This is a genomic window from Mesorhizobium sp. W050 (assembly GCF_054719535.1).
On the sequence record NZ_JBTTIH010000001.1, the window covers coordinates 3,263,775 to 3,290,422 of the forward strand.

The 26,648-nt window shown below is 64.2% G+C and carries 26 protein-coding genes; 15 read left to right on the forward strand and 11 right to left on the reverse strand.

All coding sequences use genetic code 11. The features are described from left to right. Positions 1-10: 10 nt before the first annotated feature. The 3 genes from ACYG9Y_RS15900 to ACYG9Y_RS15910 form a co-directional block, all read right to left on the reverse strand. Positions 11-1,618: a WD40 repeat domain-containing protein gene (locus ACYG9Y_RS15900; protein WP_023749536.1), complete on the reverse strand. Its 1,608-nt coding sequence runs from the start codon at positions 1,616-1,618 to the stop codon at positions 11-13. A gap of 105 nt (positions 1,619-1,723) precedes the next feature. Further along, positions 1,724-2,494, reverse strand: coding sequence for an exodeoxyribonuclease III (locus ACYG9Y_RS15905; RefSeq protein ID WP_023708724.1), 771 nt, complete (start codon positions 2,492-2,494; stop codon positions 1,724-1,726). Between the two features lie 7 nt (positions 2,495-2,501). Further along, positions 2,502-3,149: an alpha/beta hydrolase family protein gene (locus tag ACYG9Y_RS15910; RefSeq protein ID WP_023708723.1), complete on the reverse strand. Its 648-nt coding sequence runs from the start codon at positions 3,147-3,149 to the stop codon at positions 2,502-2,504. Between ACYG9Y_RS15910 and ACYG9Y_RS15915 the strand changes: the two genes are divergently transcribed. After that, complete coding sequence (locus tag ACYG9Y_RS15915) at positions 3,040-3,486, forward strand: hypothetical protein (RefSeq protein ID WP_198018664.1); 447 nt, start codon at positions 3,040-3,042, stop codon at positions 3,484-3,486. The genes ACYG9Y_RS15910 and ACYG9Y_RS15915 overlap by 110 nt on opposite strands. 21 nt (positions 3,487-3,507) lie before the next feature. On the opposite strand, the gene ACYG9Y_RS15920 is transcribed toward ACYG9Y_RS15915, so the two are convergent. The 4 genes from ACYG9Y_RS15920 to ACYG9Y_RS15935 all read right to left on the reverse strand — a co-directional run bounded on the left by ACYG9Y_RS15920 (position 3,508) and on the right by ACYG9Y_RS15935 (position 8,819). After that, the gene (locus ACYG9Y_RS15920; RefSeq protein WP_023699156.1) at positions 3,508-4,635 is read right to left on the reverse strand and encodes a tetratricopeptide repeat protein; all 1,128 of its coding nucleotides are present in this window, start codon (positions 4,633-4,635) and stop codon (positions 3,508-3,510) included. Further along, positions 4,632-5,537 carry a non-homologous end joining protein Ku gene (gene ku / locus ACYG9Y_RS15925; protein WP_023685883.1) on the reverse strand — a complete coding sequence of 302 codons (906 nt, stop codon included), beginning with the start codon at positions 5,535-5,537 and terminating at the stop codon, positions 4,632-4,634. The genes ACYG9Y_RS15920 and ku overlap by 4 nt, the downstream gene beginning before the upstream one ends. Before the next feature lie 447 nt (positions 5,538-5,984). After that, positions 5,985-8,477, reverse strand: a complete 2,493-nt coding sequence (gene ligD / locus ACYG9Y_RS15930) for a DNA ligase D (protein WP_023740049.1) — start codon at positions 8,475-8,477, stop codon at positions 5,985-5,987. 117 nt (positions 8,478-8,594) lie between these two features. After that, positions 8,595-8,819 carry a hypothetical protein gene (locus tag ACYG9Y_RS15935; RefSeq protein ID WP_023673483.1) on the reverse strand — a complete coding sequence of 75 codons (225 nt, stop codon included), beginning with the start codon at positions 8,817-8,819 and terminating at the stop codon, positions 8,595-8,597. Positions 8,820-8,864: 45 nt separating this feature from the next. Between ACYG9Y_RS15935 and ACYG9Y_RS15940 the strand changes: the two genes are divergently transcribed. The 6 genes from ACYG9Y_RS15940 (at position 8,865) to ACYG9Y_RS15965 (ending at position 14,906) form a co-directional block, all read left to right on the forward strand. Then, positions 8,865-9,221, forward strand: a complete 357-nt coding sequence (locus tag ACYG9Y_RS15940) for a hypothetical protein (protein ID WP_155921580.1) — start codon at positions 8,865-8,867, stop codon at positions 9,219-9,221. Then, the gene (locus ACYG9Y_RS15945) at positions 9,218-10,225 is read left to right on the forward strand and encodes an aldo/keto reductase (RefSeq protein WP_023740050.1); all 1,008 of its coding nucleotides are present in this window, start codon (positions 9,218-9,220) and stop codon (positions 10,223-10,225) included. Before ACYG9Y_RS15940 ends, ACYG9Y_RS15945 begins: the two co-directional genes overlap by 4 nt. A gap of 408 nt (positions 10,226-10,633) precedes the next feature. Further along, a complete protein-coding gene (locus ACYG9Y_RS15950; protein WP_023673481.1) occupies positions 10,634-11,581 on the forward strand; it encodes a substrate-binding domain-containing protein in 948 nt (315 codons plus the stop codon). 171 nt (positions 11,582-11,752) lie between these two features. Beyond that, a complete protein-coding gene (locus ACYG9Y_RS15955; protein WP_444849054.1) occupies positions 11,753-13,384 on the forward strand; it encodes a sugar ABC transporter ATP-binding protein in 1,632 nt (543 codons plus the stop codon). Next, a complete protein-coding gene (locus ACYG9Y_RS15960; protein WP_023685887.1) occupies positions 13,381-14,397 on the forward strand; it encodes an ABC transporter permease in 1,017 nt (338 codons plus the stop codon). The genes ACYG9Y_RS15955 and ACYG9Y_RS15960 overlap by 4 nt, the downstream gene beginning before the upstream one ends. Positions 14,398-14,408: 11 nt before the next feature. Beyond that, a complete protein-coding gene (locus ACYG9Y_RS15965) occupies positions 14,409-14,906 on the forward strand; it encodes a GNAT family N-acetyltransferase (RefSeq protein WP_023685888.1) in 498 nt (165 codons plus the stop codon). A 39-nt stretch (positions 14,907-14,945) separates the two neighbouring features. On the opposite strand, the gene ACYG9Y_RS15970 is transcribed toward ACYG9Y_RS15965, so the two are convergent. Both ACYG9Y_RS15970 and ACYG9Y_RS15975 read right to left on the reverse strand, forming a co-directional pair. Next, positions 14,946-15,185 (reverse strand): hypothetical protein, encoded by a 240-nt coding sequence (locus ACYG9Y_RS15970; protein WP_031253599.1) that lies wholly within the window; start codon positions 15,183-15,185, stop codon positions 14,946-14,948. A 147-nt stretch (positions 15,186-15,332) separates the two neighbouring features. Further along, positions 15,333-15,962 carry a glutathione S-transferase family protein gene (locus ACYG9Y_RS15975; RefSeq protein WP_023749539.1) on the reverse strand — a complete coding sequence of 210 codons (630 nt, stop codon included), beginning with the start codon at positions 15,960-15,962 and terminating at the stop codon, positions 15,333-15,335. Between the two features lie 209 nt (positions 15,963-16,171). On the opposite strand from ACYG9Y_RS15975, the gene ACYG9Y_RS15980 reads away from it, so the two are divergent. The 7 genes from ACYG9Y_RS15980 (at position 16,172) to ACYG9Y_RS16010 (ending at position 23,683) form a co-directional block, all read left to right on the forward strand. Continuing rightward, the gene (locus ACYG9Y_RS15980) at positions 16,172-17,158 is read left to right on the forward strand and encodes a tagatose kinase (RefSeq protein ID WP_023740054.1); all 987 of its coding nucleotides are present in this window, start codon (positions 16,172-16,174) and stop codon (positions 17,156-17,158) included. Then, positions 17,155-18,432, forward strand: coding sequence for a D-tagatose-bisphosphate aldolase, class II, non-catalytic subunit (locus ACYG9Y_RS15985; RefSeq protein ID WP_023740055.1), 1,278 nt, complete (start codon positions 17,155-17,157; stop codon positions 18,430-18,432). Before ACYG9Y_RS15980 ends, ACYG9Y_RS15985 begins: the two co-directional genes overlap by 4 nt. A gap of 52 nt (positions 18,433-18,484) precedes the next feature. Further along, positions 18,485-19,075: a DUF922 domain-containing Zn-dependent protease gene (locus tag ACYG9Y_RS15990; RefSeq protein WP_023673473.1), complete on the forward strand. Its 591-nt coding sequence runs from the start codon at positions 18,485-18,487 to the stop codon at positions 19,073-19,075. Between the two features lie 194 nt (positions 19,076-19,269). Further along, positions 19,270-20,355 carry an ABC transporter ATP-binding protein gene (locus tag ACYG9Y_RS15995; RefSeq protein WP_023673472.1) on the forward strand — a complete coding sequence of 362 codons (1,086 nt, stop codon included), beginning with the start codon at positions 19,270-19,272 and terminating at the stop codon, positions 20,353-20,355. A 39-nt stretch (positions 20,356-20,394) separates the two neighbouring features. Further along, positions 20,395-21,720, forward strand: coding sequence for an ABC transporter substrate-binding protein (locus ACYG9Y_RS16000; RefSeq protein WP_023693796.1), 1,326 nt, complete (start codon positions 20,395-20,397; stop codon positions 21,718-21,720). A gap of 159 nt (positions 21,721-21,879) precedes the next feature. Continuing rightward, entirely contained in the window at positions 21,880-22,779 is a 900-nt protein-coding gene (locus ACYG9Y_RS16005; RefSeq protein WP_444849008.1) for a carbohydrate ABC transporter permease, read from the forward strand. 1 nt (position 22,780) lies between these two features. Further along, complete coding sequence (locus ACYG9Y_RS16010; protein ID WP_023740057.1) at positions 22,781-23,683, forward strand: carbohydrate ABC transporter permease; 903 nt, start codon at positions 22,781-22,783, stop codon at positions 23,681-23,683. A gap of 30 nt (positions 23,684-23,713) precedes the next feature. Here the strand turns inward: ACYG9Y_RS16010 and ACYG9Y_RS16015 are convergent, their stop codons facing one another. Then, on the reverse strand, positions 23,714-24,418 hold the full coding sequence (locus ACYG9Y_RS16015) for an SDR family oxidoreductase (protein ID WP_023705118.1): 705 nt from the start codon (positions 24,416-24,418) through the stop codon (positions 23,714-23,716). 131 nt (positions 24,419-24,549) lie between these two features. Here ACYG9Y_RS16015 and gcvA point away from each other — a divergent pair, with 131 nt between their 5' ends. Beyond that, on the forward strand, positions 24,550-25,449 hold the full coding sequence (gcvA, locus tag ACYG9Y_RS16020; RefSeq protein WP_023733984.1) for a transcriptional regulator GcvA: 900 nt from the start codon (positions 24,550-24,552) through the stop codon (positions 25,447-25,449). 20 nt (positions 25,450-25,469) lie between these two features. On the opposite strand, the gene ACYG9Y_RS16025 is transcribed toward gcvA, so the two are convergent. Beyond that, positions 25,470-26,573: a flavin-containing monooxygenase gene (locus tag ACYG9Y_RS16025; RefSeq protein ID WP_023708708.1), complete on the reverse strand. Its 1,104-nt coding sequence runs from the start codon at positions 26,571-26,573 to the stop codon at positions 25,470-25,472. Positions 26,574-26,648: the final 75 nt, after the last annotated feature.

The window sequence follows — 26,648 nt, forward strand, 5'->3', positions numbered from 1 at the left end:
TTTGATGTCGCTACTGCGGTGCGCCGGCGAACAGGATTTCGCCATCGCCGCCAGCCGCCGGCCAATCCCTGATGGTGCGATCGTCGCCGCCGGTGACCAGTGTGCCGTCGGTGGCGAAGGCAACGGCGTAGATCGGGCCGGTGCGGCTGTCGAACATGGCGATCTGGTCTCCAGTGCCGAGATCCCACAGCCGCGCCGTGCCGTCGAGCGAGCCGGAGGCCAGGCGCTTGCCGTCGGCCGACAGCGCCAGCGTATAGACGGTGCCTTCGTGGCCCTCGAAGCGGCGCAATTCCCGAAACGTGTCGAGGTCCCAGAGCTTGATCGTGTAGTCGCCGCTGCCGGTGACGACATGATGGCCGTCGGCGGTGAAGACGGCGCCGTAGGTGCCCTGCTCGTGGCCGTGCCAGCTTCGCAATTGCTTGCCGCTTTCGACGTCCCAGAATTTCAGCGTGCCGTCGATGGAGCCGCTCAGCGCGCGCGTGCCGTCGGGCGAGATTGCGACCGTGCTGATCGGCCAGTCATGTCCGGTCATCACATGCAGCACCGATTTGTTGACGAGATCCCAGACGATGACGTTGCCGGTGTCGTGGCCACTGACGGCGCGCTTGCCGTCCGGGCTGATCGCCAGCTTGCGCACGCCGCCATTCGCGCCCGACGAGAAGACATGCAGCACCGCGCCGTCGGCAAGCTTTCGCAGCACGATCTCGCCATCGTCGCCGGCGGTCAGCGCGGTGGCGCCGTCGGGCATGAACAGCGCCGTGCGCGCCATGTCCTTGTGTTCACCAAGGTTGCGGATCAGCCGCTTGCCGGCGACGTCCCAGAGCTTGATCATGTGGTCGGTGCTGGCGCTCATGACGTCGCGGCCATCGGCCGAGACGGCGAGCCAGACGACGGCGTCGCGGTGGCCGTCGGGCTCGGTCGGCAGCGCCGGCGGAGGCGGCGGCAACGGCGCGACGGTTTGCGGTGGCGTGGCCGGAGCCGGCGGTGGAGCAGTCTCCGGTGGCGGTGTCGCCGGAGCGAGTGCGACTTGTGGCGGCTGAGGGGGAGCAGCCAGAGGCGTAGGCTGCGCCGGCTCGGGCGGTTTGGCTGCCTGCACCGGCGGAGTTGGCTCGGGCGGCATGGTGACCTGCGGCGAACTCGGCGGGGCCGGTGGCGTCGCCAGGTCCGGCGGGACACCGTCGATGCCCTGGTCCTTCGGCTCGGCTTTGGGTTCGTTCGGGGCGGCCACCTCAGCGCCCGGGCCGGCGTCACGCGCCCAAGGGAAGTGGTCGGCCAGCAGCGCCAACACGGCGAGCACCGGCAACATGAGGAAGGCGCGCCGCAGACCGGGGCGGCCCTTTGGGTCGATCTCGGCGTCGCGGCCAAAAAGCGGCGTTCCAGCAGGCTGGCTTCGCCGACCCGGCAGCAGTCTGGCCCAGAACAACAGGGCGCCAAGCAGGCAAAGCCCGCCGACGGTCAGGAACACCACCGGTCGCAGCGTGGCTGGGCCGTGCAGCATGTGATCGATCCCGCTCCAGCTGAAATCTCTGTCGCCGAGCAGCAGATACGCCCGCACCAGACAAGCCAAAGCGGCCGCCAGCAGCGGAAGCGCAAACAGCCTTTCGGCCAACCTGTCCATCGGACTTCCCCTCCGGTGCCGCACCTTGCTCCTCATGCGGCCGCCGCACGAAACAAATAGTGCAAAACTGCGCCCACGAAAGTGGGCGCGATCACGCAGCCAAATTCACTTCAATTCGGCCCATACCGGCGCGTGGTCGCTGGCGCCGTCCTCACCTCTGACACCGCGGTCGATGCCGGCAGCGGTGAGGCGGCGCGCCAGTTTCTTCGACAGCAAGATGTGGTCGAGCCGCAGCCCGGCATCGCGCAGCCAGCGGTTGCGGCGATAATCCCAGAATGTGTAGAGCGTTTCCTTCGGATGCTTCTTGCGGAGCGCATCGGTCCAGCCCTGCTCGAGCAGACGCTGGAACGACGCCCGGCTTTCCGGCTGCACCAGCGCGTTGTCGTCATAGGAGCGGGTGGCGTAGATGTCGCGCGGCTCGGGCACGATATTGTAGTCGCCGACCAGCGCCACCGGCAGGCCAGTGTCGAAGAGTTCTGCGGCATGCGCCTCCAGCCTTTCATGCCAGGCCAGCTTGTACTGGAATTTCGGCCCCGGCTGCGGGTTGCCGTTGGGCGCGTAGACACAGGCGATGACGATGCCGTTCACGGCCGCCTCGATGTAGCGGCTCTGCTTGTCGGCGGTATCGCCGGGCAGGACGTCACGGGTCAGCACCGGCTTGGACCCGCGCGCGAGTATGGCGACGCCATTCCAGGTCGGTTCGCCCTTCCACACCGCGCCATAGCCGGCCGCCGCAAGCGTCGTGCGCGGAAACTGCGTATCGCGGGCCTTCAGCTCCTGCAGGCAGACGACATCGGGCTTGGCTGCCGCCAGCCACGCCAGCAGGTTTTGCAGCCGGCTGTTGATGTTGTTGATATTGAAGGTGGCGATTTTCATTTGGCGATCAGGAAACGATCCGCCCTGTCCACGCCTTCACCGTCCCGGCCAGCGTCTTCAAATGATCGGCGGTCGAAAACCCCGACACGCTCTTGCGCGGCTTCAGGTCGTGGTCGCCATCCTCCAGCCAGATCACCTCGATGGCTTTGGAAAGGCCGTAGGTCGCGACCTCTTCTTTCGTGCCGAACTCGTCGCGGGTGCCCTGGAAGATCAGCGTCGGCGTCTTGAGGTCGGCGAGATGTTTTGTCCTGAGTTGCTCGGGCTTGGCTGGCGGATGAAAGGGATAGCCGAGGCAGATGAGGCCCGAAATCTCGCCCTTGGCGAACATCTCGTCGGCGACCATCGAGGCGACGCGCCCGCCCATCGACTTGCCGCCGATGATGAGCGGACCAGCGACGCCCCTCGCCCTCAGATCGGCGATGGCCTTGATGTATTCCGGGTTGACCGTCTCGGCGCGCGGTGGCGGCTTGCGCTGGCCATAGCGGCGGGCCGCCATATAGTGAAATTCGAAGCGCGCGACCTGGAAGCCGGCGGTGGCGAGCGCCTTGGCGGTGGCGGTCATCGAAGGCGAATCCATCGATGCGCCGGCGCCGTGGGCCAGCACGATGGTGACCGGGGCTGTGTCAAAGCCGTCGAAGAGGAAGCTAGTGGGCATCAGGCTGCGGGACCCCGATATAGTGGTAGGTGGTTTTGGAACCGTGAACTTCCTTACGCCACTGCTCCGGATGCAGGGTAACATGGGTGAAAATGGCTGCAAAAAACCCTACGAGCACGATGAAGAATGGCCGGCCGAAGCAAACGCGCTGCTTGTTCGACATACGGTCCTCGGGGCGCTGGGGAAATGGCCAAGTTCTGCGGTTGTAATATGTGGCCCAATTGATTTTGCTGTCTTCGAAAAAATTCCAGCCATTGCTCCAGTAGAAGAGCAGCTCGCGGCCTCCTGCACCGCCAAAACGATGAAGCACGCGGTTAATCCCATACTCGAAATCTGAACAAGATTATCCACGGCAGCCTCACCCCGCCGTCCGCGCCAGCTGCAGATCGACGAACTGTATCCCCTTTTGCGCAGTGCGCGCCCATTCGCTGTCAGCATCGAGTTCGAGATAGCGCACCCAGTGGCGGCGGGCTTCGGTCAGATTGCCGGCGTCGAACTCCAGCCGGGCAAGGTTGAACACCGGATCGGCGTAGCTCTTGTCGAGCGCGATGGCCTTGACCAGATGCCGGCGCGCCGAGGCGATCTTGCCTTCGTCGCTCATCAGCCCGGCGAGGTTGAACCAGGCCTCGACGAACGCCGGATCGAGCTTGATCGCTCTTGCATAGTCATGCGCCGCGTCGGCCACGCGACCGGCGCCACGCAAGCAATTGGCGCGGTTGAACGCGGCGATGGCGTCGCTCGGATCGATGCTGAGGCAGCGTTGGTAGAGCGCCGCGGCATCGTCGTGCCGGCCCTCCTCTTCCGCGCTTTCAGCCTCGGCGAACAATTCTTCCAGCGTGTCGTCGCCGGCTGCGCTTGCGCTGCCGAGATCGAACAGCAGCTGGCCGTCGAGTTCGCTCTGGCCATCCTCGAGATAGATCTGATCGGGCCGGCCATGCTGCGAGCCGACATTGAGCGATTTGGCGGTGAGCGAAGCGACCGGACCGGAGCGATGCACGGAGCGCGCGATCGCGCCCCAGGATGCACCGCCGGCGACCAGCCCGGCATATTTGCGGGCAAGGATCAGATCGCGGAACGAGTAGGGTTCACAATCGTGCTCGAAGGCGTCAAACAGGCTGAGCAGGTCGAGGTCGGCACCGGACAGTCTGGACTGGTCGACGAGAGACTGCCTGGACAGCGAAGACGCCTCCGGCGCCTTCATCAGACCAAGCAGGCGCAGGAAGCCATTTTCGCTAAGGAGTGTTCGGCCAGCGGAGCCCTCGGCTGCAACCCGGCGCTCGATCTCGGCATCGCCGCCCTTCGCCGTGCCGGCCTTGGCGATCAGCGTTCGGCCGAACACAACATGGCTGGTGCGCCTGGTGACGCCGCGCCGCAACTGGCCGTGCTGACGCTCCACCTCACGGGCCGCGAGCCGCAGCGGAAATGCCGCCAGCGCGCCGATGGCGCCGAAGACGGCGCCCGGGATTATACCGGTCGGCGCCGTCACCCCTTGCTCTTGCCGACGGCCTTGAGCAGATTGGCCTTCAACGGGTTTTCCTTGGCCGCACCCGCCTTACCCTTGGCGGCAGGTTTTTCAGCGTCGTCGGCCTTGCTCTTCGACTTGGCCGGCGGCTTGGCTGATTGCGACAGGCTCGCCTTCAACGCGTCCATGAGGTTGATGACATTGCCACGCTCGGGCGCCGCCGCAATGATCGGCTTATGGCCCTTCAGTTTCTCGCGGATCATCGTCATCAGCGCGATCTCGTAGCGGTCCTCATAATTCTTCGGATCGAAGGTGGTTTCCTTCTGCTTGATCAGCGCTTCGGCCAATTGCAGCATTTCGGGATCCGGCTTGCCAGCCGGGATGTTGCCGAAATATTCAGCCGTGCCGCGCACTTCGTTCGGGTTCCTCAAGGTGCAGACGAACATGCCGTTCTCGCGCGCGCCGATCGTCACCACGCGCTCGCGGCTGGACAGGACAAGGCGGGCGATGGCCAGCTTGCCGGATTTGCGCATGGCCTCGCGCAGCACGGCGAAGGTTTCCTCCGCCATGGCGCCATCCGGCGCCATATAGTACGGCGCATCCTGATAAATGACGTCGACCTCGTCTTCGTCGACGAAGGCCTCGATGTTCATCGTGTGATTGGATTCGATGCGCACTGCTTCGAGGTCCGCCTCATCGATGATGATGTACTGCTTGTCCTCGTATTCGTAACCCTTGACCAAGTCCGCGCGCTCGACGAGGCCGAGTTCAGGGTCGACCGGCTTCATGTTGATGCGGTTGTGGGTCTTCTTGTGCAATTGGTTGAACGATATGCGCTCGCTGGTCGTCGTTGCCGGATAGAGCCGGACCGGACAGCTGACGAGGCTGAGCTTGAGGTAACCTTTCCAACTTGCCCTGGGCGCCATGATACTCTCCTACGCGGCCACGCACTGACATTTCAGACTGAGCATGATCTTAACCGAAAACCGGTTCCCACGTTTCGGGATCATGCTTACTGCAGCGCTTCGTCCAAAGGACGAATGGTGCTGCGGAAATCCTACACCGGCCCCAAACATACCGGCAAATTCCTGACGAAACCTTCAGGTGAGCTGGAGGGCACCGACGGAGGATAATTCAAATTGTCCGCATGGTCGATGGACTTGGGGAAGTAAGTCATGCCGGAGGGACAGCACCCCCCTCTGTCCTGCCGGACATCTCCCCCGCAAGTGGGGAGATTGGCAGCTTCAACCTTATCGCTCCTCTTGCAAGGTTTGCGATTGGCGAAAGCAGAGGCGACATCCGATCTCCCCCCTTGCGGGGGAGATGTCCGGCAGGACAGAGGGGGGTGTGCCGGATCGCCAACACCTCCCGATCTACTTCCCCGAAAACAACGGCAAATCTCTTGCGAAATCCTCCATGTCCGCCCACGGATCGCCCGACGTCGCCAACAGCCCCGGCAAGGACGAATAGTTCAGATCCTGCGGCGCATCGATCGTCTCAAGGTCTGCCCAACTCACCGGCGTCGACGCCGGCAGGTTGGTGCGGGCGCGCAGCGAATAAGGCGCCGCGGAGGTGTGGCCGCGCGCGTTGCGGTGATAGTCGATGAAGATGCGGCGCTTGCGGTTTTCCTTGCCCATTGTGGTGGTGAAAGTGTCGGGCGCGGTGGCCGCCAGGTGCGTGGAGATGGCGCTGGTCGCCTGGTGCAGCTTCTTCCAGTTCTGCTTTTGCGTCACCGGCACGGTTATGTGGATGCCGCTGCCGCCGGATGTCTTGGCGAACGGCACCAGGCCGAACCGCTCCAATTCGCCCTTGATGTGGACGGCGGCCTCGACCACCTCGCGCCAGGCGATGCCCTCACCCGGATCGAGATCGAAAACGATCTGGTCGGGCTTGTCGAGGCTCAAGCGATGCGTGCCCCAGGTGTGGAACTCAACGACGCCGAACTGCGCGAGTGCCAGATAGCCTTTTGCTTCCTCGACCGACAGATAGGATTTGGTTTCACCTTCGGAGTTGGTGGCGTCAAAAGTGACCACCGACGGCGGCATGCCGGTGAAGGCGTGGCGCTGGAAGAAACAGTCCTTCGGCAGGCCCGTCGGGCAGCGCACCAGCGACACCGGGCGGCCCATAATGTGCGGCAGCATGAAATCGCCGACCAGCGCGTAATAGACGGCGATGTCGAGTTTGGTCGGTCCGGTCTTGCCGAACAGCCGCCGCTCCGGATTGGTCACCCAGATGGTTGCGAGATCGGCTTCGGCGATCAGCCGCTTGCGCTTCGGCGACACCGGCGTCGACAGGCCGACATCGCGCAAGCCCCGAAACACACCGTGGCGCAGCGAATTGTCCGCCGTTCGGTTGGCGTAGTGGATGCGGGCCGACAGCATCGGCCGCACCCATTTCATCTCGCGCATGATCTCGCGCGGCACACCCTCGGGTGCTGTCGCGCCGTCGCGCAGCGGCTGCAGCCGGGCCAGCAAGTCGCCCGCCGTAGCGGCATCGAAGCCGGTGCCAACCTTGCCGCGATAGTGCAGTTCGCCATCCGCGAATTCAGCCATGCCGAGTGCCGCCAGTCCTTCGGCCGCGTCGGAAACGGTGTAGCCGGCGATGATGAAATCGCCGGTCTCCAGCGCCTTGACCTTGGTCCAGCTCTTCGTGCGGCCGCTCTGGTAGATGGCGTTGGCGCGCTTGGAGACGACGCCTTCCAGCCCAAGGATCGAGGCCTGATCGTACAGCCCCTGTCCGTCGCCTTCGACATGGTCGCTCAGCTGGATGGCGGAGTTGGCGCCCTGTCCGGCTAGCAGTTCGGCGAGCAGGGCCTTGCGCTTTGCGAGCGGCGCCTTGCGGAGGTCCCAGCCGTCGAGATGCAGCAGGTCGAAGGCATAGAAATGGAGCTTGCTGCCCGCACCCGCCGACAGCGCATCCTGGAGCAGCGCGAAACGCGAGATGCCCTTCTCGTCCAGCACCATGATCTCGCCGTCGATGATCGCCTGGCTGAGGGGCAGCCGGGCGAATGCCTGCGGCAGGTCGCCGTAACGCTTCGTCCAGTCGATGCCGCCGCGGGTGATCAGCCTGACCTCGCCATCGGCGATATGCGCCATGGTGCGGTAGCCGTCGAATTTTATTTCGTGCAGCCAGAGTTCACCTGTGTCTTCCACCGGCCCGCCCGGCGGTTTCGGCACCTGCGTGGCGAGCTGCGGCTCGATGCGCGACGGCGGATCGCCCCTGACCGCACCGGACAACGCGCCGGGTTTCAGCGCGCCGGGCTTGGGCGGCAGGCGGGCCGGCTTCCTCGGCGGCGCCACCAGCTCCTCGATCCGCTTGCCGGACTTCACGCTTTCCGGCCGCGCTTCCAGGATGTCGAGGCCGGTATCGGCGGCGAGATCGCGCTCCTTGAACAGCAGCCAGTTTTTCTTCTCGCTGTCTTCGCCGGGCTTGGGCTTCAGACGGGTCAGCATCCAGCCGCCATTCAACTTGTCGCCGGCCAGCCGGAACTTGAAGGCGCCGGTGCGCAGGCTCTTGTCGACATCGTCCATCGGTGCCCAGGTGCCGGTGTCCCAGACGATCATCGGCCCGCCGCCATATTCGCCTTGCGGAATGACGCCCTCGAAGTCGATATATTCGAGCGGATGGTCCTCGGTCTCGACTGCGAGCCGCTTGTCGGCCGGGTTGAGCGAGGGCCCGCGCGGCACCGCCCAGCTTTTCAGCACGCCGCCGACCTGCAGGCGCAAATCGTAATGGTCGGCGGTGGCGTGATGCTTGTGGACGACGAAGCGGTTGCCGTCGCCTGAAATGAGCCCGCCCGCCGGTTCCGGCGTCTTCGTAAATTCGCGCTTGGCGCGATAGGCCTTGAGTGTTGGCGGGGTTGGCATGGGTCAGGCGGGAGCGGCGGCGGCGGACGAACCTTTCCGGCGCCGCGTTCCTGCACAGTGCTGTCCCGCCAACATTTCAAATTTCCCAGCGCGGTGCGAAGAATGTGGAGATCACGCTCAATCGTCTGAGGCGGGCGTCAGGTCTAGCTCGGCCGGGGACAGCCCTTGCTGGAGCTGGCTCAGCCGGAACTCGTCGACCCAGTAGGCCTCGCCGTCGACCAGCACGCGGGCCGAGTAGACGCCGCCGGAAAAGCTTTGCGCGGTGACGTAGACCTTGTGGCGGTCGAGCGCCTTGCGCACCGCGGCGCGCTTGGAATTCTGGCTGGTGACGGAACTGGCCATGGCTCACTCATACACAAGACCGCAAGACATGGCGGCGGCATAAGGATGCTGGAGATCGGCCGCTCTGTCAATTTTGACCGCCTGCTTCTGGCAGCGCTACGATCCGACGGCAGCAAAAAACCGCTGCGCCTCGGCAGCGGACTTTGCAATGGCGACGACAATATTCGGTTAGTGGTCCGAAGGAATTATGAGCGCGGTGACGCGCGAGAGCTGCTGACGCCGGTTCAGCGTCGGCTTCTCGTAGATCTTCTTCATTGGTATCCCATGGCCCCCAATGGCCGCCGGCAAAGGCGCTTGCGGCTGGGTTTTGTCAAGGGAAGCGCTGTTCTTCCGCCGAACAGCTATGGAAACTGGAGGAGCGGCCGCTATAGTTTTCCTCAGCCCCAAGGAGAACGGCAATGACCCTCAGCACCCGCAAACTCGGCAGCCAGGGGCTGCAGGTCTCGGTGATCGGCCTCGGCTGCATGGGCATGAGCCAGTCCTACGGCCCTGCCGACGAGGCGGAATCGATCGCCACCCTGCACCGAGCCATCGAACTCGGCTGTACCTTCCTCGACACGGCGGAAGTCTACGGCGCCTATGCCAATGAAGAACTGCTCGGGCGGGCGCTGAAGGGCCGGCGCGATGAGGTGACCCTTGCCACCAAATTCGGCTTCCGCATCGAAAACGGCAGACAGGTCGGCACGGAGCGTGACAGCCGGCCCGACCATATCCGCGAGGCGCTGGAGGGCTCGCTGAAGCGGCTCGGCACCGACCATATCGACCTTTACTACCAGCATCGCGTCGATCCGGCGGTGCCGATGGAAGACGTCGCCGGCACGGTCGGCCGGCTGGTTGCCGATGGCAAGGTGCGCTTCTTCGGCCTGTCGGAAGCGGGCGCGGCGAATATCGGCCGTGCGCATGCCGTGCACCCTGTCTCGGCGCTGCAGAGCGAGTATTCGCTTTGGGAGCGCAATCTGGAGCCGGAGATCATCCCGCTGCTCAAAAAGCTCGGCATCGGCCTGGTGCCGTTCGCGCCGCTCGGCCGCGGTTTCCTCGCCGGCGACGTCAAGCGCGCCGAGGATTATCCGGAAGGCGATTTCCGCCGCGGCGACCCCCGCTACCAGGGCGCCAACTACGACGCTAATGTCGCGGCTGCGGCTGCGGTGCAGGAGGTGGCCGCGGCCAAAGGGGCAAAGCCCGCACAGATCGCGCTGGCCTGGGTGCTCGGCAAGGGCGACGGTTTCGGCATCGACATCGTGCCGATCCCGGGGACAAAGCGGCGCAAGTATCTCGAAGAAAATGTTGCTGCGGCCGCGATCACGCTCGACGCGGCCGAGATAGCTGCGCTCGATGCAGCCCTTGCGCCGGGCAAGGTCTCAGGGCCGCGCTACAATGAGCCGGTGATGACGACGATCGATCGGTAGAGGCGTCTAAGCTGCCAATCTCCCCCCTCGTGGGGGAGATGCCTGGCAAGGCAGAGGGGGGCGCGAAGGATCGCCCGCATCAAGTATTCTGCGTAGAGGTTAGCTCAAAGATGTAAGTGAAATTGGCCGATGTCGGCAGGACAGCGCCCCCCTCTGTCCTGCCGGACATCTCCCCCACAAGGGGGGAGATTAGCAGTTTCAGCCCCTCGCCTCACCTTGCGTAATCGATTTTCCTTGGCTAGCATCCGCGACGTCGGCGCCGTGCGGAGGAGAACGTTGCGGCGGACCGGCTGGAGCGCCTCGCGTCCCCTCGGGGCGTTCACAGGACACTCCATTTTTGAATTGACGCAAGGACCGTCCCGAGCCGCTCCCGGTTTCGGGCTCCTGCGTTCATGTGGAGGATATCTGATGAACAGACGCGAATTCCTGTTGTCGACCGTGGCGACCGGCGCCATGGCGCTGGCCGCGCCCATGGCCTTTGCCGCCGACAAATTGACCATATTGGGCTCGGTGCCCAATCTCGGCTTTCCGTTCTTTGTGCACATGCTGAACGAGATCAAGGCGGAGGCGCAGGCGCAAGGCGTCAATCTGACCGAGAGCGACGGCCAGAACTCGGCGCCGAAGCAGACCGCCGACATCGAGGCCGCACTTGTGCAGAAGGTCAACGCCATCGTGATTTCGCCGCTTGACGTCAACGCACTGGCGCCGGCGATCGAGGAAGCGGTCAAGGCCGGCGTTCCGGTGGTGACGATCGACCGCCGCGTCGACGGCGTCGAGGGCATTCTCGCCCATGTCGGCGCTGACAATGTCAAGGGTGGCGAAGCCGAGGCGCAGGCCATGGTGGCGGCGTTCCCGAACGGCGCCAAGCTGTTCCATTTGCAGGGCCAGCCGGGTGCCGGGCCCGCGATCGACCGCAACAAAGGCGTCCACAATGTGCTCGATCCGCTCAAGGACAAGTACCAGATCATCTTCGAGCAGACCGCCAACTTCGCCCGCGCCGAAGCGCTGTCGGTGACCGAGGCCGGGCTTGCCGCCAACGGCAAGCCGGACGCCATCATCTGCGCCAATGACGACATGGCGCTCGGCGCGCTCGAAGCCTGTGCCGCGCGCAACTTCACCGACGTCAAGATCTACGGCTTCGACGCGCTGCCGGAAGCGCTGGTCGCCGTGCGCGACGGCAAGCTCGCCGGCACGGTCGAGCAGTTCCCCGGCGAACAGTCGCGCAAGGCGGTGCAGATCGCGGTCGCCTTCGCCAGGGACAAGACCGAGCCGAAGGAGAAGCTGGTGCTGTTGACGCCGATCGTCATCGGCAAGGACAATCTCGACAAGGCGGAGAGGTTGAACGAGACGAAGTGAAAGTAGGGCCCATGACGGGTGGAGGTCGCGCTCTGTCGCGCCCCCCTCTGTCCTGCCGGACATCGCCCTCACTTGGGGGGAGATTGGCCGTCACGTCTGCTTTCGCCAATCGCCAACGTTGTAGAAATAGTGCTGCCGGCAAAACTGCTGATCTCCCCCCGTGTGGGGGAGATGTCCGGCAGGACAGAGGGGGGCGCTGTCCCGCTGCCTATCGCAATCCGGGAGCAATGCTTGTCCGCCGTTGAACCCACCGCATCATCGCCCCCGCTCCTTTCCGTCGAAGGCGTGACCAAGCATTTTTCCGGCGTCACCGCGCTCATCGACGTTTCGCTCGAGGTGCGGCCCAGTGAGATCCTTGGCCTGCTCGGCGAGAACGGCGCCGGCAAGTCGACGCTGTTGAAAATCCTGTCCGGCGTGATGCCGCCGTCAAGCGGCCGCATCGTCTTCGACGGCGCCGACTACGCGCCGTCCAGTCCGCAGGATGCGAAGCGGCATGGCATCGTCACCATCTATCAGGAACTGAGCCTGATCCCGACGCTGACGGTTGCGGAAAACATTTTCATCGGCCGCGCGCCGCTCGGTCCGCTCGGGCTGGTCAGCTGGCGCAGGATGGAGGACGCGTCGCGCGCGATCATCGCCCGCGTCGGCCTCGACATCGATCCGGCGACGCCGGTGTCGTCGCTCTCGGTCGCCGAACAGCAGCTGGTCGAAATCGCCCGCGCTCTGTCGCTGGAAAGCCGCCTGATCATCATGGACGAGCCGACCTCGGCGCTGACCGAGACTGAGGTGCAGAAGCTTATGTCGATCATGGACAGGCTGCGCAAGGACGGCGTGGCGATCATGTTCGTCACCCATCGGCTGGAAGAAGCGTCGGCGATCTGCGACCGGATGACGGTGTTGCGCGACGGCAGGCTGGCCGGCCATCTCGACCGTGACGGCCAGCCGATCCAGATTCCAAAAATCATCGAGAAGATGGTCGGCCGCGCCGCCTCCGAGCTCTACGCGCGGCCGACGCAGCGCGATGTCGCCGGCGAGGTCAGGCTCTCGGTGCGCGGGCTGCGGACGGTACGCGACCCATTGGCGCCGCACGCCATCGTGCTCGAAGGCGTCAACCTCGATCTGAAGGCCGGCGAAATCCTCGGCGTTGCCGGGCTCGTCGGTTCCGGCCGCACCGAGCTTGCCCGCGCCATTTTCGGCGCCGACCGCATCGCGGCCGGCACGATTGCGCTCGACGGCAAGCCGATCGCCCCGGCTTCGCCCGCCGACGCCATCAAACTCGGCATCGGCCTGGTGCCGGAAGACCGCAAGCACCAGGCGATTTTTGCAGCACTTGGCATTCTCAACAATTTCTCCATCGCCTCGCTCGGCCGCTACAGCATTGGGGCCGGCTTCATGGCCGAACGGCGCGAGCGCGAGGCGCTGGCCGGCTATCGCAAGGCACTGTCGATCCGCATGGCCTCGCCCGAGCAGGCGATCGAGGGCCTGTCCGGCGGCAATCAGCAAAAGGTGATCCTGGCCCGCTGGCTGGCGCGCGACCCGAAAGTACTGATCGTCGACGAGCCGACGCGCGGCGTCGATGTCGGCGCCAAGGCCGAAGTGCACCAGATCCTGGTCCAGTTGGCTGCGCGCGGCATCGCCATCATGATGATCTCGTCGGAACTGCCGGAGGTGCTGGCAGTGTCGGATCGCATCGTTACGATGCGGCGCGGCCGTATCACCGGCGAAATGCCGGGCATCGAAGCGACCGAGGAAAAACTGATGGAACTGATGGCGCTCGACCGCAAGCAGGACGCAACGCAATGACCAGCACCACCGAACAGACCCAGCGCAGCGGCATCAACATCGCGCGGCTTCTGATGAGTTTTGGGCCGCTGATGTTCCTGGCGGTGTTGATCGTCATCTTCACCGTGCTGAAGCCGAGCTTCATCGATCCAATCAACCTGTTCAACATTTTGAGGCAGATCTCGATCACCGGGCTGATCGCGCTTGGCATGACCTTCGTCATCCTCACTGCCGGCATCGACCTGTCGGTCGGCTCACTGCTCGCCTTCTGCGGCATGGTGGCCGCGGTGGTGGCCAAGGGCGGCACCGCCAACACGCTGTCGCTGTCGACCACGGGCACGCAAGGCTATGGCTGGTTCGCCGCCTTGCTTGCCGCCGTCATCGTCGGGGCGCTGGCCGGCGGCGTCCAGGGCTTTGCCATCACCAGGCTGAAAGTGCCGCCCTTCGTCGTCACGCTGGGTGGGCTCACCGTGTTTCGCGGCCTGACGCTGACCATCTCCAATGGCGGACCGATCTCCGGTTTCGACGCCTCGATGCGCTGGTTCGGCACCGGGCTCATCGGACCGGTGCCGGTGCCGGCGATCATCTTCGCGGCAGCCGCCATCCTGTGCCACATCGTGCTGCGCTATACGCGCTACGGCCGCGCCGTCTATGCCGTCGGCGGCAATGCCGAGGCCGCACGCCTGTCGGGCCTGCGCGTCGACCGCATTCTGATCTCGGTCTATGTCATCGTCGGCTTCTTCGCCGGGCTGGCCGCCTTCGTTTTGTCAGCACGGCTCAACTCCTCCGAAGCCGTAGCCGGCATCGGTTACGAACTTACGGTGATTTCCGCCGTCGTCATCGGCGGCACCTCGCTATTCGGTGGCATCGGCTCGGTCGGCGGCACGGTGGTGGGCGCTGCACTGATCGGCGTGCTGCAGAACGGGCTGCAGTTCAATAATGTCTCGTCCTACACACAAAGCATCGTCATTGGCCTGATCCTGATCCTGGCCGTGGCCTTCGATCGTTGGCTGAAGTCGCGGGTGAGGCGGTGAGGATTTAGGCCATGGTTCAGATCAGGGCGATGACCGAGAAAGATATAGCGGCGGTGTCGCGGCTGTTGGGGGAATCCTGGCGGCGCACCTATTCGGCAATTATGGGGCCAGAGACCACTGCGCGGCTCTCGGACGACAAGCATGCGCCCGAGCGGCTGGCCGAGGAACTTGCGGACGACAACAAGATGTCGTTCGTGGCCGAACGGCCGGACGGTTCGATCGCCGGCTACGCGATGGCGGCGATGGACGATCGTGGCGATGTCCTGCTCGACCGGCTGCACATCGACAAGACAGAGTTCGGCAGCGGGCTCGCCACCGACCTGCTGCACGCGGTGCTTGTCGCGCATGCCGGCATCCCCAGCATTGCGCTGGAAGTGATCGAGGGCAACGACCGGGCGATCGCCTTCTATCGCAAGCACGGTTTCGAAGTGGTCGAGCGCCACACGGCCGCGCACGGCGTTGGCGGCCACGCCTCGCTGATCATGCGCCGGCTGCTGTCGAGAGCATGAAGTGAATGGGGAAACCGCGGTAGTCCGGACCCTACTGCCCTAACCCTGCGCCACCACCGCTTGCCGGCCGTCCTCATCGTCCGGCATATCGAGAATTTCGATCAGCCGCGCCACCTTCGTTCCCGGCAAGGGGCGACCCTCGTTGACCAGCGCCTCGTCGGCACCGAGCCAGGCGAACGCCTCGCGCAGTTCTTGAAGGGTGGCGCCGGTCAGCGCGATGTCGGCTATGACCGCCTCGTCTACCGGCCCCAACACCGAAATGATGTCGTCGCGTGTCATGGTCACCTCCATGCTAAGTGCCGGCAGGTCGTCGAGTTGACGCCGGGATCCGGCCGTCCAGTCAACGGATTGCGAGCGAAAGCCGCCGACAAAGCAGAATCTGGGTCTTCTTTTCGACTAAGCAAGGTGAACGCGCGCCTTTTGCCGTCAAGCAGCCGAGTGCGGATCGATGCTGTAGAGATGCACGGGATAGCCGGGACCGATGGCGTCGCGCACCCGGTCCGTCCAGGCGAGGACCGCCGGATAAGCCGCCAGCGCAAAGCCGCAATCTTCGGCACGGTGGCCGTAGGCATAGACAGCAATGTCGGCGATGGTGAGCGTGTCGCCGACAAGGAACGGCGTATCGTTCAGGCTGCGCTCCAGCGCTGCCAGCGTGCGGGCGCCAGCTTCGCGCTTGGCCGGAACCATCGCCTGGTTGCGCTCCAGCCTTCCGGCCAGCGTCCAGAAGCGCAGGGAGCCGATGACCGGCTCGACATGGTACTGTTCGAAGAACAGCCATTGCATAATTTTCGCGTTGACATAGCGATCCGCCGGCAGCAAGGGCGTGCCTTCGGCGAGATAAATGAGGATCGCATTCGATTCGGCGATCGCACGGCCATCCTCGAGTTCGAGCACAGGAACGGCGCCGGCCGGGTTGAGCTTCAGGAAAGCGTCGGTGTGGCTCTCGCCCTCGAAAATCGACACCAGGCGGCTTTCATAGGGAATGTTGAGCAGGCCGAGCACGACCCTCGCCTTCCAACCGTTTTGCGACGGCAAATAATCATGAAGCGTGAGCATGGCTGTCCTTTCGCTGCGGTCGACGCCTGATTTGCACGGTGCCACGATCCCAGCCACCCGAATCCTGCAATGTGTACGCGCAGAATAAGTAAACTATACGCATGTAAAGTTTTATTGACTTCGCCCTATGTGCGATTTACCCGATAAACATTTGTGCCGAACAACTGCGCGAGCAAGCAATCAGTCTGTGACAAGGAGGAATCGCAAGCATGAGCCTTTCGCGCCGCAGCGAAATCGCCGCCGAGGCCGCGGGGCCAACTATTGCCGCCGGCGAGATCCTGGTCGAGATCATGGCGACGGCACTGGGTTTCGGCTTCCTCGAGCCGCAAACGCTCGTCGGGCCATTCCCCAGCGGTGCGCCGGCGATCTTCATCGACCAGGTTGCGCGGCTGGGGGGCGGCGCCGGCATTATCGGCTGCGTCGGCCGCGACGATTTCGGCACGCTCAACCTGGACAGGCTGAAGCGCGACGGGGTCGACGTCTCCGCCGTCGATATCAGCGACCGCTTCCCGACGGGATGCGCCTTCGTGCGCTATCGGCCCGATGGTATCAGGGACTTCGTCTACAACATCGCCGAATCCGCCGCCGGGCAGATCCACCTGACCACTGCTGCGCGCCTGCTGGCGGACAGGGCCGGCCATCTGCATATCATGGGATCGACGCTGTCGGTGGCAGGGCTGAAGGAGATCGTCAGCTACGCAGTGCAGGCGGTTCGTGCCCGCGGCGGCTCGACCTCATTCGACCCGAATGTGCGCAAGGAGCTGATCGACGGCTCCGACGGCGCACTGTTTTCCGCACTCATCGACGATGCCGACCTGCTGCTGCCGTCCGGCGACGAATTGCTCGCTACGGCGGGCGTCGATGACGAGCATCAGGCGGTGGCGGCGCTGTTTGCCAGGGGCGTCGGCGAGATCGTGCTGAAGCGCGGTGCTGACGGCTCTTCCTGGTTCGGCGCCGACGGCGCCAGGATCGACTGCGCCGGTTTTCAAATCGAGGAAGTCGACCCGACGGGCGCCGGCGACTGCTTTGGCGCCACCTACCTGACGTGCCGCCGCCAGGGGATGGAGCCCGGCAAGGCGCTGCTTTATGCCAATGCCGCCGGCGCCCGCAACATCACCCGGCGCGGCCCGATGGAAGGCACCGCCGGCTTCGATGCGCTTGACCAATTCATCAAGGGAACAGCGAGACGGACATGAGCGCCAACCCGCTTGCAGGCCTCGCCAGCGCGCGCAAAAACGGCTCGCCCTACGGCATCACCTCGGTCTGCTCCGCGCATCCGCTGGTGATCCAGACGGCGATCAGGCGCGCCGTTGCCGACAGGGAGAAAAACCTGCTGATTGAGGCAACCTGCAATCAGGTCAACCAGTTCGGCGGCTATACCGGAATGACCCCGGCGCTGTTCGTCGCCTTCGTGCTGGAGATCGCCTGCCGCGAGGGGCTGGAAGCCTCGCGCATCATCTTCGGCGGCGACCATCTGGGACCGAACCCGTGGCGCGCAGAGCCGGCGGCGCAGGCGATGGACAAGGCCGAGGCCATGGTCGGCGCCTATATCGCGGCCGGCTTCACCAAGATCCATCTCGACGCATCGATGGGCTGCGCCGGCGAGCCGGCGGCGCTTGACGACGAGACCATCGCCACCCGGGCGGCGCGGCTGGCAAAGGCGGCCGAAACGGGCGCGCACGCCGCAGGCAGCACCTTGCCGGTCTACATCATCGGCACCGAAGTTCCCGCCCCCGGCGGCGTCGACCATGCGATCAGCGAGTTGAAGCCGACCGAGGCGGCGGCGGCGCGGCGCACGATCGAGGTTCACCGGGAGATCTTTGCCCGCGAAGGCCTGACCGAGGCGTTCGGCCGCGTCATGGCCGTGGTGGTGCAGCCGGGCGTGGAATTCGGCAGCCAGAATGTCGTCGCCTACGCGCCCGAAAAATCCAAGGGCCTGACCGGCTTGCTCGATGAGCAGCCGTCGCTCGTCTACGAGGCGCATTCGACCGACTACCAGACCCGTGCGGCTTTGACCGCGCTGGTCGCAAACGGCTTTCCTATCCTCAAGGTCGGCCCCGGCCTGACCTTCGCCTTGCGCGAGGCGCTTTACGGGCTCGACCTGATCGCCTCCGAAATGGCCAGGGACTATGGCGACCGGTCGCTCGCCCGGACCATGGAAAGCGCGATGCTGGCAGCCCCCGGCCATTGGCACAGCCACTATCATGGCAATGAAGCAGAGCTCTATGTGCAGCGGCATTACAGCTACAGCGACCGCATCCGCTATTATTGGAGCAACCCCACCGCTGTCGCGGCCGTCGAGCGCCTGCGCAAGGCGCTGGACGACGTTGCCATTCCCGAAACGCTGATGCGGCAATTCCTGCCGGCGCTGCCGGCCGAACTCGGGCCGGCGGGCAATCCCGAGGCTATCCTTCTCGAAGCTGTCGGTCAGGTGCTGGCCGACTATGACGCGGCCTGCCGTGGGACCTGATTGCATTGCGCCGGGTTGATCTTTGCCTCAGCCCAGTGTCTCTGACGTTTCCATGAAACCAGCCATGTTCTTTCTCCTGTTCGCGGCCTCTCTGCTGGCGTCGCCGGCACGCGCCGACTGGAAGCCGGTCGAAAAGGTCGAGACCTACGCCATCGCAGGGCGGACCGGCCCGGAACTCTATGCCGCGATCGGCGAAGCCGGCCCCTTGCTCGGCAAGGGTCGGGTCATTGCGCACACCAATTTCAAGCTGACCTGGACCAGGGACTACAGGCCGCAAGGCGACGCCTGCGTGCTCAAATCGGCGCGCCCGAAACTGATCATCACCTACACCTTGCCGAAGCCGGCCGAACCGTTGCCGGCTTCCGTCCAGAAGAACTGGACGGTGTTCATCGCCGGGCTCGCCGCCCACGAGAGAGTGCATGGCGCAGCCATCGCCGAGATGGTGCGCAAGATCGAGGCGGTGAGCGTCGGCCTGACCGTTACTGATGACCCCGCCTGCAGCAAGATCAGAACCGAGCTGACGAGGCAACTCGCCCAGATCTCGCTGGCTCAGCGGCAGGCGAGCCGCGACTTCGACCGGGTCGAATTCGGCCCCGGCGGAAACCTGCAGAAGCTGGTGCTGGCTTTTGTGAATGGGGGGTAGTTTGCCGGCGAACCGGTCATTGCGCCGGTGTTCCGAACGACAAGAGCACCGGCCGCATGGCCGCTTTACAGGCAGGCTTGGTAGCGCTACCGTCTGATCGTCACGCGACCTGTTGGGGGAATGGGAGACGGCCGCGAGGCGGGAGAGGAGCGGTTTCCTTCGGGGCGTCGCAAGAAGCATTCGGGAGGAGATCGATGGCGTCTGTCGCGATCGGCGATGTTTACAAATCGTTCGGGACCGTCGAGGTCCTGCATGGCGTCAGTGTGGATATCGACGACGGCGAATTCGTCACGCTGGTCGGCCCGTCGGGTTGCGGAAAATCGACCCTTCTCAGGATGATCGCCGGCCTGGAAAAGATTTCTCGGGGCGAGATCGCGATCGGGGATCGGGTCGTCAACAACGTTGCGCCGAAAGAGCGCGACGTTGCCATGGTGTTCCAGAACTACGCGCTCTACCCGCACATGACGGTCGCCGAGAACATGGCGTTCTCGCTCATGCTCAAAGGTGTTTCGAAGGCCGATTGCGCTACCAGCATTCAGCGCGCCGCCGAAATCCTCGGGCTGGTGCCATTGCTGACGCGATATCCGCGCCAGCTTTCCGGCGGCCAGCGCCAGCGCGTCGCCATGGGCCGGGCGATCGTGCGCGATCCACAGGTTTTCCTGTTCGACGAACCGCTCTCCAATCTCGACGCCAAGCTCAGGGTGCAGATGCGCGCCGAGATCAAGGAACTGCACCAGCGGCTCAAGACGACCACAGTCTATGTCACCCACGACCAGATCGAGGCCATGACCATGGCCGACAAGATCGTCGTCATGCATGACGGCATCGTCGAACAGATCGGACCGCCGCTGGAGCTCTACGACAGGCCAAACAATCTCTTCGTCGCCAGTTTCATCGGCTCGCCCGCCATGAACCTGATCAAGGGCGAGATCGTCACCGACGGGTCTCCGTCCTTTCGCGGCGCCGGGGGAATTTCCGTGCCGCTGGCCGGCGCGCCGGCCGTTGGCAACGGTCATCCGGTGGTGCTGGGAATACGGCCCGAGCATTTGCGGCTATCGTCAGACCAAGGCATTCCAGTCACCGTCGCGGTGGTCGAGCCGACCGGGTCGGAAGTGCAGATCATCGGCCGCACCGCCGGCGGCGACGAGATCGTCGCCAATTTCCGCGAACGCCATGCCTTAACACCGGGCGAATCCATACGGCTCTCTGCCGCGCCTGGCCTGATTCATCTCTTTGACGGCAAGACCGGAACACGATTTGAAACGCGTAACGGATGGTAAGGACCGCATAGCAAGGAAGATAAACCGGAGGAGACGACCATGAAATTCACGAGACGCGATGTAATCCGCACGACCGCAGGTGCCGCGGCGGGAGCTCTGGGAAGCCGGTTCGTCGGCTCGCCGGCTTTTGCCCAGGAGGGCTTGAAATACAAGCCCGAGGAAGGCGCAAAGCTGCGGCTGCTGCGCTGGTCGCCCTTCGTCAAGGGCGATGAGGATCAATGGCTGGCCAACACCAAGCGCTTCACCGAGGCGACAGGTGTCGAGGTTCGTGTCGACAAGGAAAGCTGGGAGGACATTCGCCCCAAGGCAGCGGTCGCCGCCAATGTCGGTTCCGGCCCGGACCTCATGTTCGTCTGGTTCGACGACCCGCATCAATATCCCGACAAGCTGCACGACGTGACCGAGCTCGGCGAGTATCTGGGCTCGAAATATGGCGGCTGGCACGACGGACCAAAGCAATATGCGACGCGGGACGGCAAGTTCGTCGGCCTGCCGCTGGCCACGATCGGCAATGCCATCGTCTATCGCGAAAGCTGGGTGAAGGAGGCCGGCTTCTCCGAATTTCCGAAGGACACGGCAGGCTTCCTCGAGCTTTGCAAGGCGTTGCAGGCGAAGGGACATCCGGCTGGCTTCACGCACGGCCACGGCGTCGGCGACGGCAACAATTACGCGCACTGGCTGCTGTGGAGCCATGGCGGCCAGATGGTCGACGAGAGCGGCAAGGTGGCGATCAACAGCCCCGAGACGCTAAAGGCGATCGGATACGCGCAGGAACTCTACAAGACCTTCATTCCCGGGACCGAAAGCTGGCTCGACGTCAATAACAACCGCGCCTTCCTGGCCGGCGAACTCGGCGTCATCGCCAACGGCATTTCCGCCTACAATACGGCCAAGATCAACAAGGACAACGATCCGAAGCTGGCTGAGATCGCCAAGGACATCCGCACCACCAACCTGCCGATCGGTCCCGTCGGGAAATCGGTCGAACTGTTCCAGGTGACCACCGCCGTCATCTTCAACTACACGCCCTACCCCAATGCGGCCAAGGCCTATCTGCAGTTCATGTTCGAGGATCCGCAGATGACCGACTGGATCACCTCCTCGGCGGGCTATTGCTGCCAGACGCTGAAGGCCTTCGACAACAATCCAGTGTGGACGGCCGACCCGAACAATGCCGCCTATGCCAAGGCCTCGGCGACGCTGCGCCCCAACGGCTATGCCGGGCCGCTCGGCTATGCCTCGGCGGCGACCATGGCCGACTATGTCCTGGTCGACATGTTTGCCAAGGCGGTGACCGGCCAGGCGACGCCGCAGGAGGCGATGGAGGAGGCGGAGAAGCGCGCCAACCGCTACTACCGCGTTTAAGAGCACAGCTGAGCCGGGCAGCAGCCATTGCGCTGCCCGGTCCGGTTCCTGAAATCGCTTGCCCGAAATAGCTTGGCGGTCGCCCGCACCGACCAAGGAGACCTCCTGAGGAAGCTGTCCATGGCCGTGCCGTCCGTTGCCGCCCAGCCGCGTCCGTCGATGCTTTCGCGGATCTCCGAAAGCCGCAACGCGCTGGGCTTCGGCTTCATGCTGCCGGCGGCGGCGCTGCTGCTGGTCTTCCTGACCTATCCGCTCGGGCTCGGCGTTTGGCTCGGCTTCACCGATGCCCGTATCGGCCGCCCCGGCATCTTCATTGGCACCGAGAACTATCAGTATCTGTGGAGTGACGCCGTCTTCTGGCTCTCCGTCTTCAACACCTTGCTCTACACGGTCAGCGCCTCGATCCTGAAGTTCGTGCTCGGCCTGTGGCTGGCGCTCATCCTCAATGAAAACCTGCCGTTCAAATCGTTCTTCCGCGCGATAGTCCTGCTGCCCTGGGTGGTGCCCACCGTACTGTCGGCCATCGCCTTCTGGTGGATCTACGATTCGCAGTTCTCCATCCTGTCCTGGGCGCTGCAGCAAATGGGCCTGATCGACCACCGCATCAATTTCCTCGGCGATCCGGAGAATGCGCGCGCTTCGGTTATCGCCGCCAACGTCTGGCGCGGCATTCCTTTCGTCGCCATCACGCTGCTCGCCGGCCTGCAGACCATTCCGCAGTCGCTCTACGAGGCGGCCACGCTCGACGGCGCCAGTCGCTGGCAGTTGTTTCGTTATGTGACTCTGCCGCTGCTGACGCCGATCATCGCCATCACCATGACCTTCTCGGTGCTGTTCACTTTCACCGATTTCCAGCTGATCTACGTGCTGACCCGGGGCGGACCGGTGAATGCCACGCATCTGATGGCGACATTGTCTTTCCAGCGCGGCATTTCCGGCGGCCAGCTTGGCGAGGGCGCGGCCATCGCGGTGGCCATGATCCCGTTCCTGCTGGCGGCGATCCTGTTCAGCTATTTCGGCCTGCAACGCCGCAAATGGCAACAAGGCGGCGGAGACTGACATGGTCAAGACGGCCGCGACAAGGAAGGCGAAACGTGGGGATATCGACGAAGGCGGCATGGGCTACCTGCAGAGCCTGCCGCGCCGCGTGGTGACGGTCTATCTGCCGCTGCTGGTGTTCGTCTTCGTGCTGTTGTTTCCGTTTTACTGGATGACGATCACGGCGGTTAAGCCCAATCTCGAGATGACCGACTATGCGCAGTTCAATCCGTTCTGGGTGGTGCATCCGACATTGGAGCATATCCGCTATCTCCTGTTCGAAACCTCCTATCCGGGCTGGCTGCTCAACACGATCATCATCTCGACCGCCGCCACGTTCCTGTCGCTGCTGGCGTCGGTGTTCGCCGCCTATGCGATCGAGCGGTTGCGCTTTTCCGGGGCGCGGCAGGTCGGCCTCGGCATCTTCCTCGCCTATCTGGTGCCGCCCTCGATCCTGTTCATTCCGCTGTCGGTGATGGTGTTCAACCTCGGGCTCTACGACACGCCCTTCGCACTCATGCTTACCTATCCGACCTTCCTGGTGCCGTTCTGCACGTGGCTGTTGATGGGTTACTTCCGCTCCATCCCGTTCGAACTGGAAGAATGCGCGCTGATAGACGGAGCGAGCCGGTGGCAGATCCTCACCAAGATCGTGCTGCCGCTGTCGGTGCCCGGCCTGATCTCCGCCGGCATATTCGCCTTCACCCTGTCATGGAACGAGTTCATCTACGCGCTGACATTCATCCAGTCCTCGGAAAACAAGACCGTGCCGGTGGGTGTGCTGACCGAGTTGGTGCGCTCCGACGTCTACGAATGGGGGGCGCTGATGGCGGGAGCGCTGATCGGCTCGCTGCCGGTGGTGGTGCTCTATTCGTTCTTCGTCGAGCACTATGTCTCGTCGATGACCGGCGCGGTGAAGGAGTGACGCGCCGGCTCACGCGAGGCGACCGCGCGGTCAGATCGCGCCGATGATGCCGCCGTCGACGCGGATGTTCTGGCCGGTGATGTAGCCCGCACCTTCGGAAGCGAGGAAGGCGATGGTCGCGGCAATTTCCTCCGAGGTGCCGTAGCGCTGCATCGGCACGCTGTCGCGGCGCTCCTCGGTGGCCGGCAGGCTGTCGATCCAGCCGGGCAGCACATTGTTCATGCGCACATTGTCGGCGGCGTAGGTGTTGGCGAAGATCTTGGTGTAGGCGGCAAGACCGGCGCGGAACACGGCGGATGTCGGGAACATCGGGCTCGGCTCGACCACCCAGGCGGTCGAGATGTTGATGATGGCGCCGGCCCTCTGCTTGACCATCTGCGGCGCCACGATGCGCACCGGCCGGATGACGTTCATCAGATAGACGTCGAGACCGGTGTGCCACTGCTCGTCGGTGATTTCGAGGATCGGCGCGCGTGGCCCGTGGCCGCCGCTGTTGACCAGCACGTCGATGCGGCCGTAGCGCTCGAGCGTGAGGTCGGCGAGCCGCTGCAGATCGTCATTCGACTGGTTGGAGCCGGTGACGCCGAGGCCACCAAGCTCTTTCGCCAAGGCCTCGCCCTTACCTGAGGACGACAGGATCGCGACCTTGAACCCGTCCGCCGCCAGCCGCTTGGCCGCCGCCGCACCCATGCCGCTGCCACCGGCGACGACCACTGCCACTTTTTCTACATTCATCTTGATTTTCCTTCGCACGGGTTGGCGGGACTCTGAAGCCCATGTTTCCGACCTTCGAGCAATGCTATAAACGGTGTTGCCATCTGGTTCGAACCAGAAAGCCTGAAATCAAGCTGTAGAAAAACTCCTGCATGCCTGAAGCCTTCCTGAGCCTGCCACCATTGAATGCGCTGCGTGCCTTCGAAGCCGCCGCGCGTCATCTCAACTTCCGCATCGCCGCCGAAGAGCTGAACGTGACGCAAGGGGCGGTGGCGCAGCATATACGCGGGCTGGAGGCCGATCTCGGCACAAAACTCTTCGACCGGCTGCCGCGCGGCCTGGCGCTGACCGATGAGGGCCGCGCCTATATGCCCAACATCCGCCGCGCCTTCGAGCTGATCTCGGAGGCCACCTTGCTGCTGCGGCCCGAACCGGCGCGGCTGACGATCAGCGTCACGCCGAGCTTTGCCACCAAATGGCTGATCCCCAAACTGCCGGAGTTCGTCGCCCACAACCCGCTGGTCGATTTGCGAATCCTGGCCAGCGAAAGCCTGTCGAGTTTTCAGGCCGACGGCGTCGACATTGCGGTCAGGCAAGGCCGCCTGCCCTTCGGCGCCGGCCTGATGGTGGATCTTTTGTTTCCACAGCAGATCGTCGCCATCTGCAGCCCTGCCCTGCTGCCGACCGGCGCGAACGAGATCGCGCCGACCGACATCCAGCACCACGTCCTGCTGCACGACGCGCACAATCTATGGCCGGAATTCATGGAAAAGGCGCTCGGCCTGAGGATGGCCGCCGAGGCCAAACGCATGCGCTTCAACCAGACAGGCCTCGCGATTGACGCCGCCATTGCCGGCCAGGGCATCGCGCTGGCCAGCCGGTTTCTCGTATCCGCCGACATTGCCGCCGGCCGGCTGGTGCAGCCGATCAACGCGGAGATGCGTGGGACGCACGATTTCTATGTCGTGATGCCGCGCAAGCAACGGCACCCAGAACCGACGCAAGCCGTGCGGCGATGGCTGCTGGATGAGGGCGATGCGGCGCGGCTGTGATGGATAGCCGATCTCCCCTTTTACCGCCGCCGCGCAATGTCGGCCGCCACCGCCTTCGCCTCCCTGCCGATTTCTCGTAGCAGACCGGTGACCGGATTGTAGAAGCCGACGAGGTAGAGGCCGAGTTGAGAGGCGCGGGCGTTGACGCCACTGCGCTCCGGCTGCAATTCCACGGGCAGAAACTTTTCGTAGCCCGGGCGATAGCCGGTGGCGAGGATGACGGCGTCGAAATTTTCCTGCCTGCCGTCGGTGAACGCAGCGCCGCGCTCGGTGAAGCCCGCTATGTCGGGTGCGATCTTGATGGCGCCTTTGGTGATGGCGTCGACCGTGCCGACGTCGATGACCGGGATGCGGCCGACTTCGTCGATCTGCTGCAGGATGCCCTGCTTCGGCCTGACGATGCCGTATTTCTCGAGCTTGCCCAGCGCGAAATCGAGGATGATCGGGAACATCCAGTCGTTCAGCGCCTGCGGCATCGGCCGGCTGGCGATGCCGACCATCTGGATCGGCACGCCGAACAGCTGGCGCGGCACGATGTGGACGCCCTTGCGCACCGAAATGGTCGGACGCGCGCCACTTTCCGCCAAGTCGAGCGCGATCTCGGCGCCGGTGTTGCCCATGCCGACGATCAGCACCGAGCGGCCGGCAAAGGGCGCCGCTTGCGTATAGTCGGCGCTGTGCAGCACCTCGCCCTTGAAAGCCTCGATAGCAGGGAGCCGGGGGACGATCGGCTCGGCATTGTTACCGCTGGCGATGACGACATGGCGCGCCTTGATGTTGTCCGATCCTGTCTCGACCAGAAAACCGCCGTCCCCGAGGCGAATGGCTTTCACCGTCACGCCGAAGCGCGGGCGCAGATCGAATTTTTCCGCGTAGTCGTCGAGATAGCGGACCACCATTTCGCGCGGCACGTAGCGCGGATAATTTTTGGGAAAGGGCAGGAACGGCAGCGACGAGAACGACTTGACCGTATGCAGATGCAGCCGCCGATAGTGCCGCCGCCAGGCGGGCGCGATCTCCTGCGATTTTTCGAGCAGGATGAAATCCACTCCTGCCCGCTTCAGGCAGGCACCGACCGCAAGGCCGGCGGGCCCGGCGCCGACAATAACGACAGTGGTGTCCAAGCGATTCTCCTCCCGCTAGCTCCTTAGGCTACGCGTAGAAGCGCAGGCGGGACAAGGCGCGCCTCACCTTCTCCC

Coding starts and splice junctions, on each gene's coding strand:
- ACYG9Y_RS15940 (WP_155921580.1), top strand. CDS start 8,865: ATGCTGGAGATCGGCCGCTCTGTCAATTTTGACCGCCTGCTTCTGGCA.
- ACYG9Y_RS15990 (WP_023673473.1), top strand. CDS start 18,485: ATGAAACCAGCCATGTTCTTTCTCCTGTTCGCGGCCTCTCTGCTGGCG.
- ACYG9Y_RS15955 (WP_444849054.1), top strand. CDS start 11,753: ATGTCCGGCAGGACAGAGGGGGGCGCTGTCCCGCTGCCTATCGCAATC.
- ku (WP_023685883.1), bottom strand. CDS start 5,537: ATGGCGCCCAGGGCAAGTTGGAAAGGTTACCTCAAGCTCAGCCTCGTC.
- ACYG9Y_RS15905 (WP_023708724.1), bottom strand. CDS start 2,494: ATGAAAATCGCCACCTTCAATATCAACAACATCAACAGCCGGCTGCAA.
- ACYG9Y_RS16000 (WP_023693796.1), top strand. CDS start 20,395: ATGAAATTCACGAGACGCGATGTAATCCGCACGACCGCAGGTGCCGCG.
- ACYG9Y_RS15995 (WP_023673472.1), top strand. CDS start 19,270: ATGGCGTCTGTCGCGATCGGCGATGTTTACAAATCGTTCGGGACCGTC.
- ligD (WP_023740049.1), bottom strand. CDS start 8,477: ATGCCAACCCCGCCAACACTCAAGGCCTATCGCGCCAAGCGCGAATTT.
- ACYG9Y_RS16010 (WP_023740057.1), top strand. CDS start 22,781: ATGGTCAAGACGGCCGCGACAAGGAAGGCGAAACGTGGGGATATCGAC.
- ACYG9Y_RS16005 (WP_444849008.1), top strand. CDS start 21,880: ATGCTTTCGCGGATCTCCGAAAGCCGCAACGCGCTGGGCTTCGGCTTC.
- ACYG9Y_RS16015 (WP_023705118.1), bottom strand. CDS start 24,418: ATGAATGTAGAAAAAGTGGCAGTGGTCGTCGCCGGTGGCAGCGGCATG.
- ACYG9Y_RS15965 (WP_023685888.1), top strand. CDS start 14,409: ATGGTTCAGATCAGGGCGATGACCGAGAAAGATATAGCGGCGGTGTCG.
- ACYG9Y_RS15970 (WP_031253599.1), bottom strand. CDS start 15,185: ATGACACGCGACGACATCATTTCGGTGTTGGGGCCGGTAGACGAGGCG.
- ACYG9Y_RS15900 (WP_023749536.1), bottom strand. CDS start 1,618: ATGGACAGGTTGGCCGAAAGGCTGTTTGCGCTTCCGCTGCTGGCGGCC.
- ACYG9Y_RS15985 (WP_023740055.1), top strand. CDS start 17,155: ATGAGCGCCAACCCGCTTGCAGGCCTCGCCAGCGCGCGCAAAAACGGC.
- ACYG9Y_RS15950 (WP_023673481.1), top strand. CDS start 10,634: ATGAACAGACGCGAATTCCTGTTGTCGACCGTGGCGACCGGCGCCATG.
- ACYG9Y_RS15980 (WP_023740054.1), top strand. CDS start 16,172: ATGAGCCTTTCGCGCCGCAGCGAAATCGCCGCCGAGGCCGCGGGGCCA.
- ACYG9Y_RS15945 (WP_023740050.1), top strand. CDS start 9,218: ATGACCCTCAGCACCCGCAAACTCGGCAGCCAGGGGCTGCAGGTCTCG.
- gcvA (WP_023733984.1), top strand. CDS start 24,550: ATGCCTGAAGCCTTCCTGAGCCTGCCACCATTGAATGCGCTGCGTGCC.
- ACYG9Y_RS15975 (WP_023749539.1), bottom strand. CDS start 15,962: ATGCTCACGCTTCATGATTATTTGCCGTCGCAAAACGGTTGGAAGGCG.
- ACYG9Y_RS15960 (WP_023685887.1), top strand. CDS start 13,381: ATGACCAGCACCACCGAACAGACCCAGCGCAGCGGCATCAACATCGCG.
- ACYG9Y_RS15910 (WP_023708723.1), bottom strand. CDS start 3,149: ATGCCCACTAGCTTCCTCTTCGACGGCTTTGACACAGCCCCGGTCACC.
- ACYG9Y_RS15935 (WP_023673483.1), bottom strand. CDS start 8,819: ATGGCCAGTTCCGTCACCAGCCAGAATTCCAAGCGCGCCGCGGTGCGC.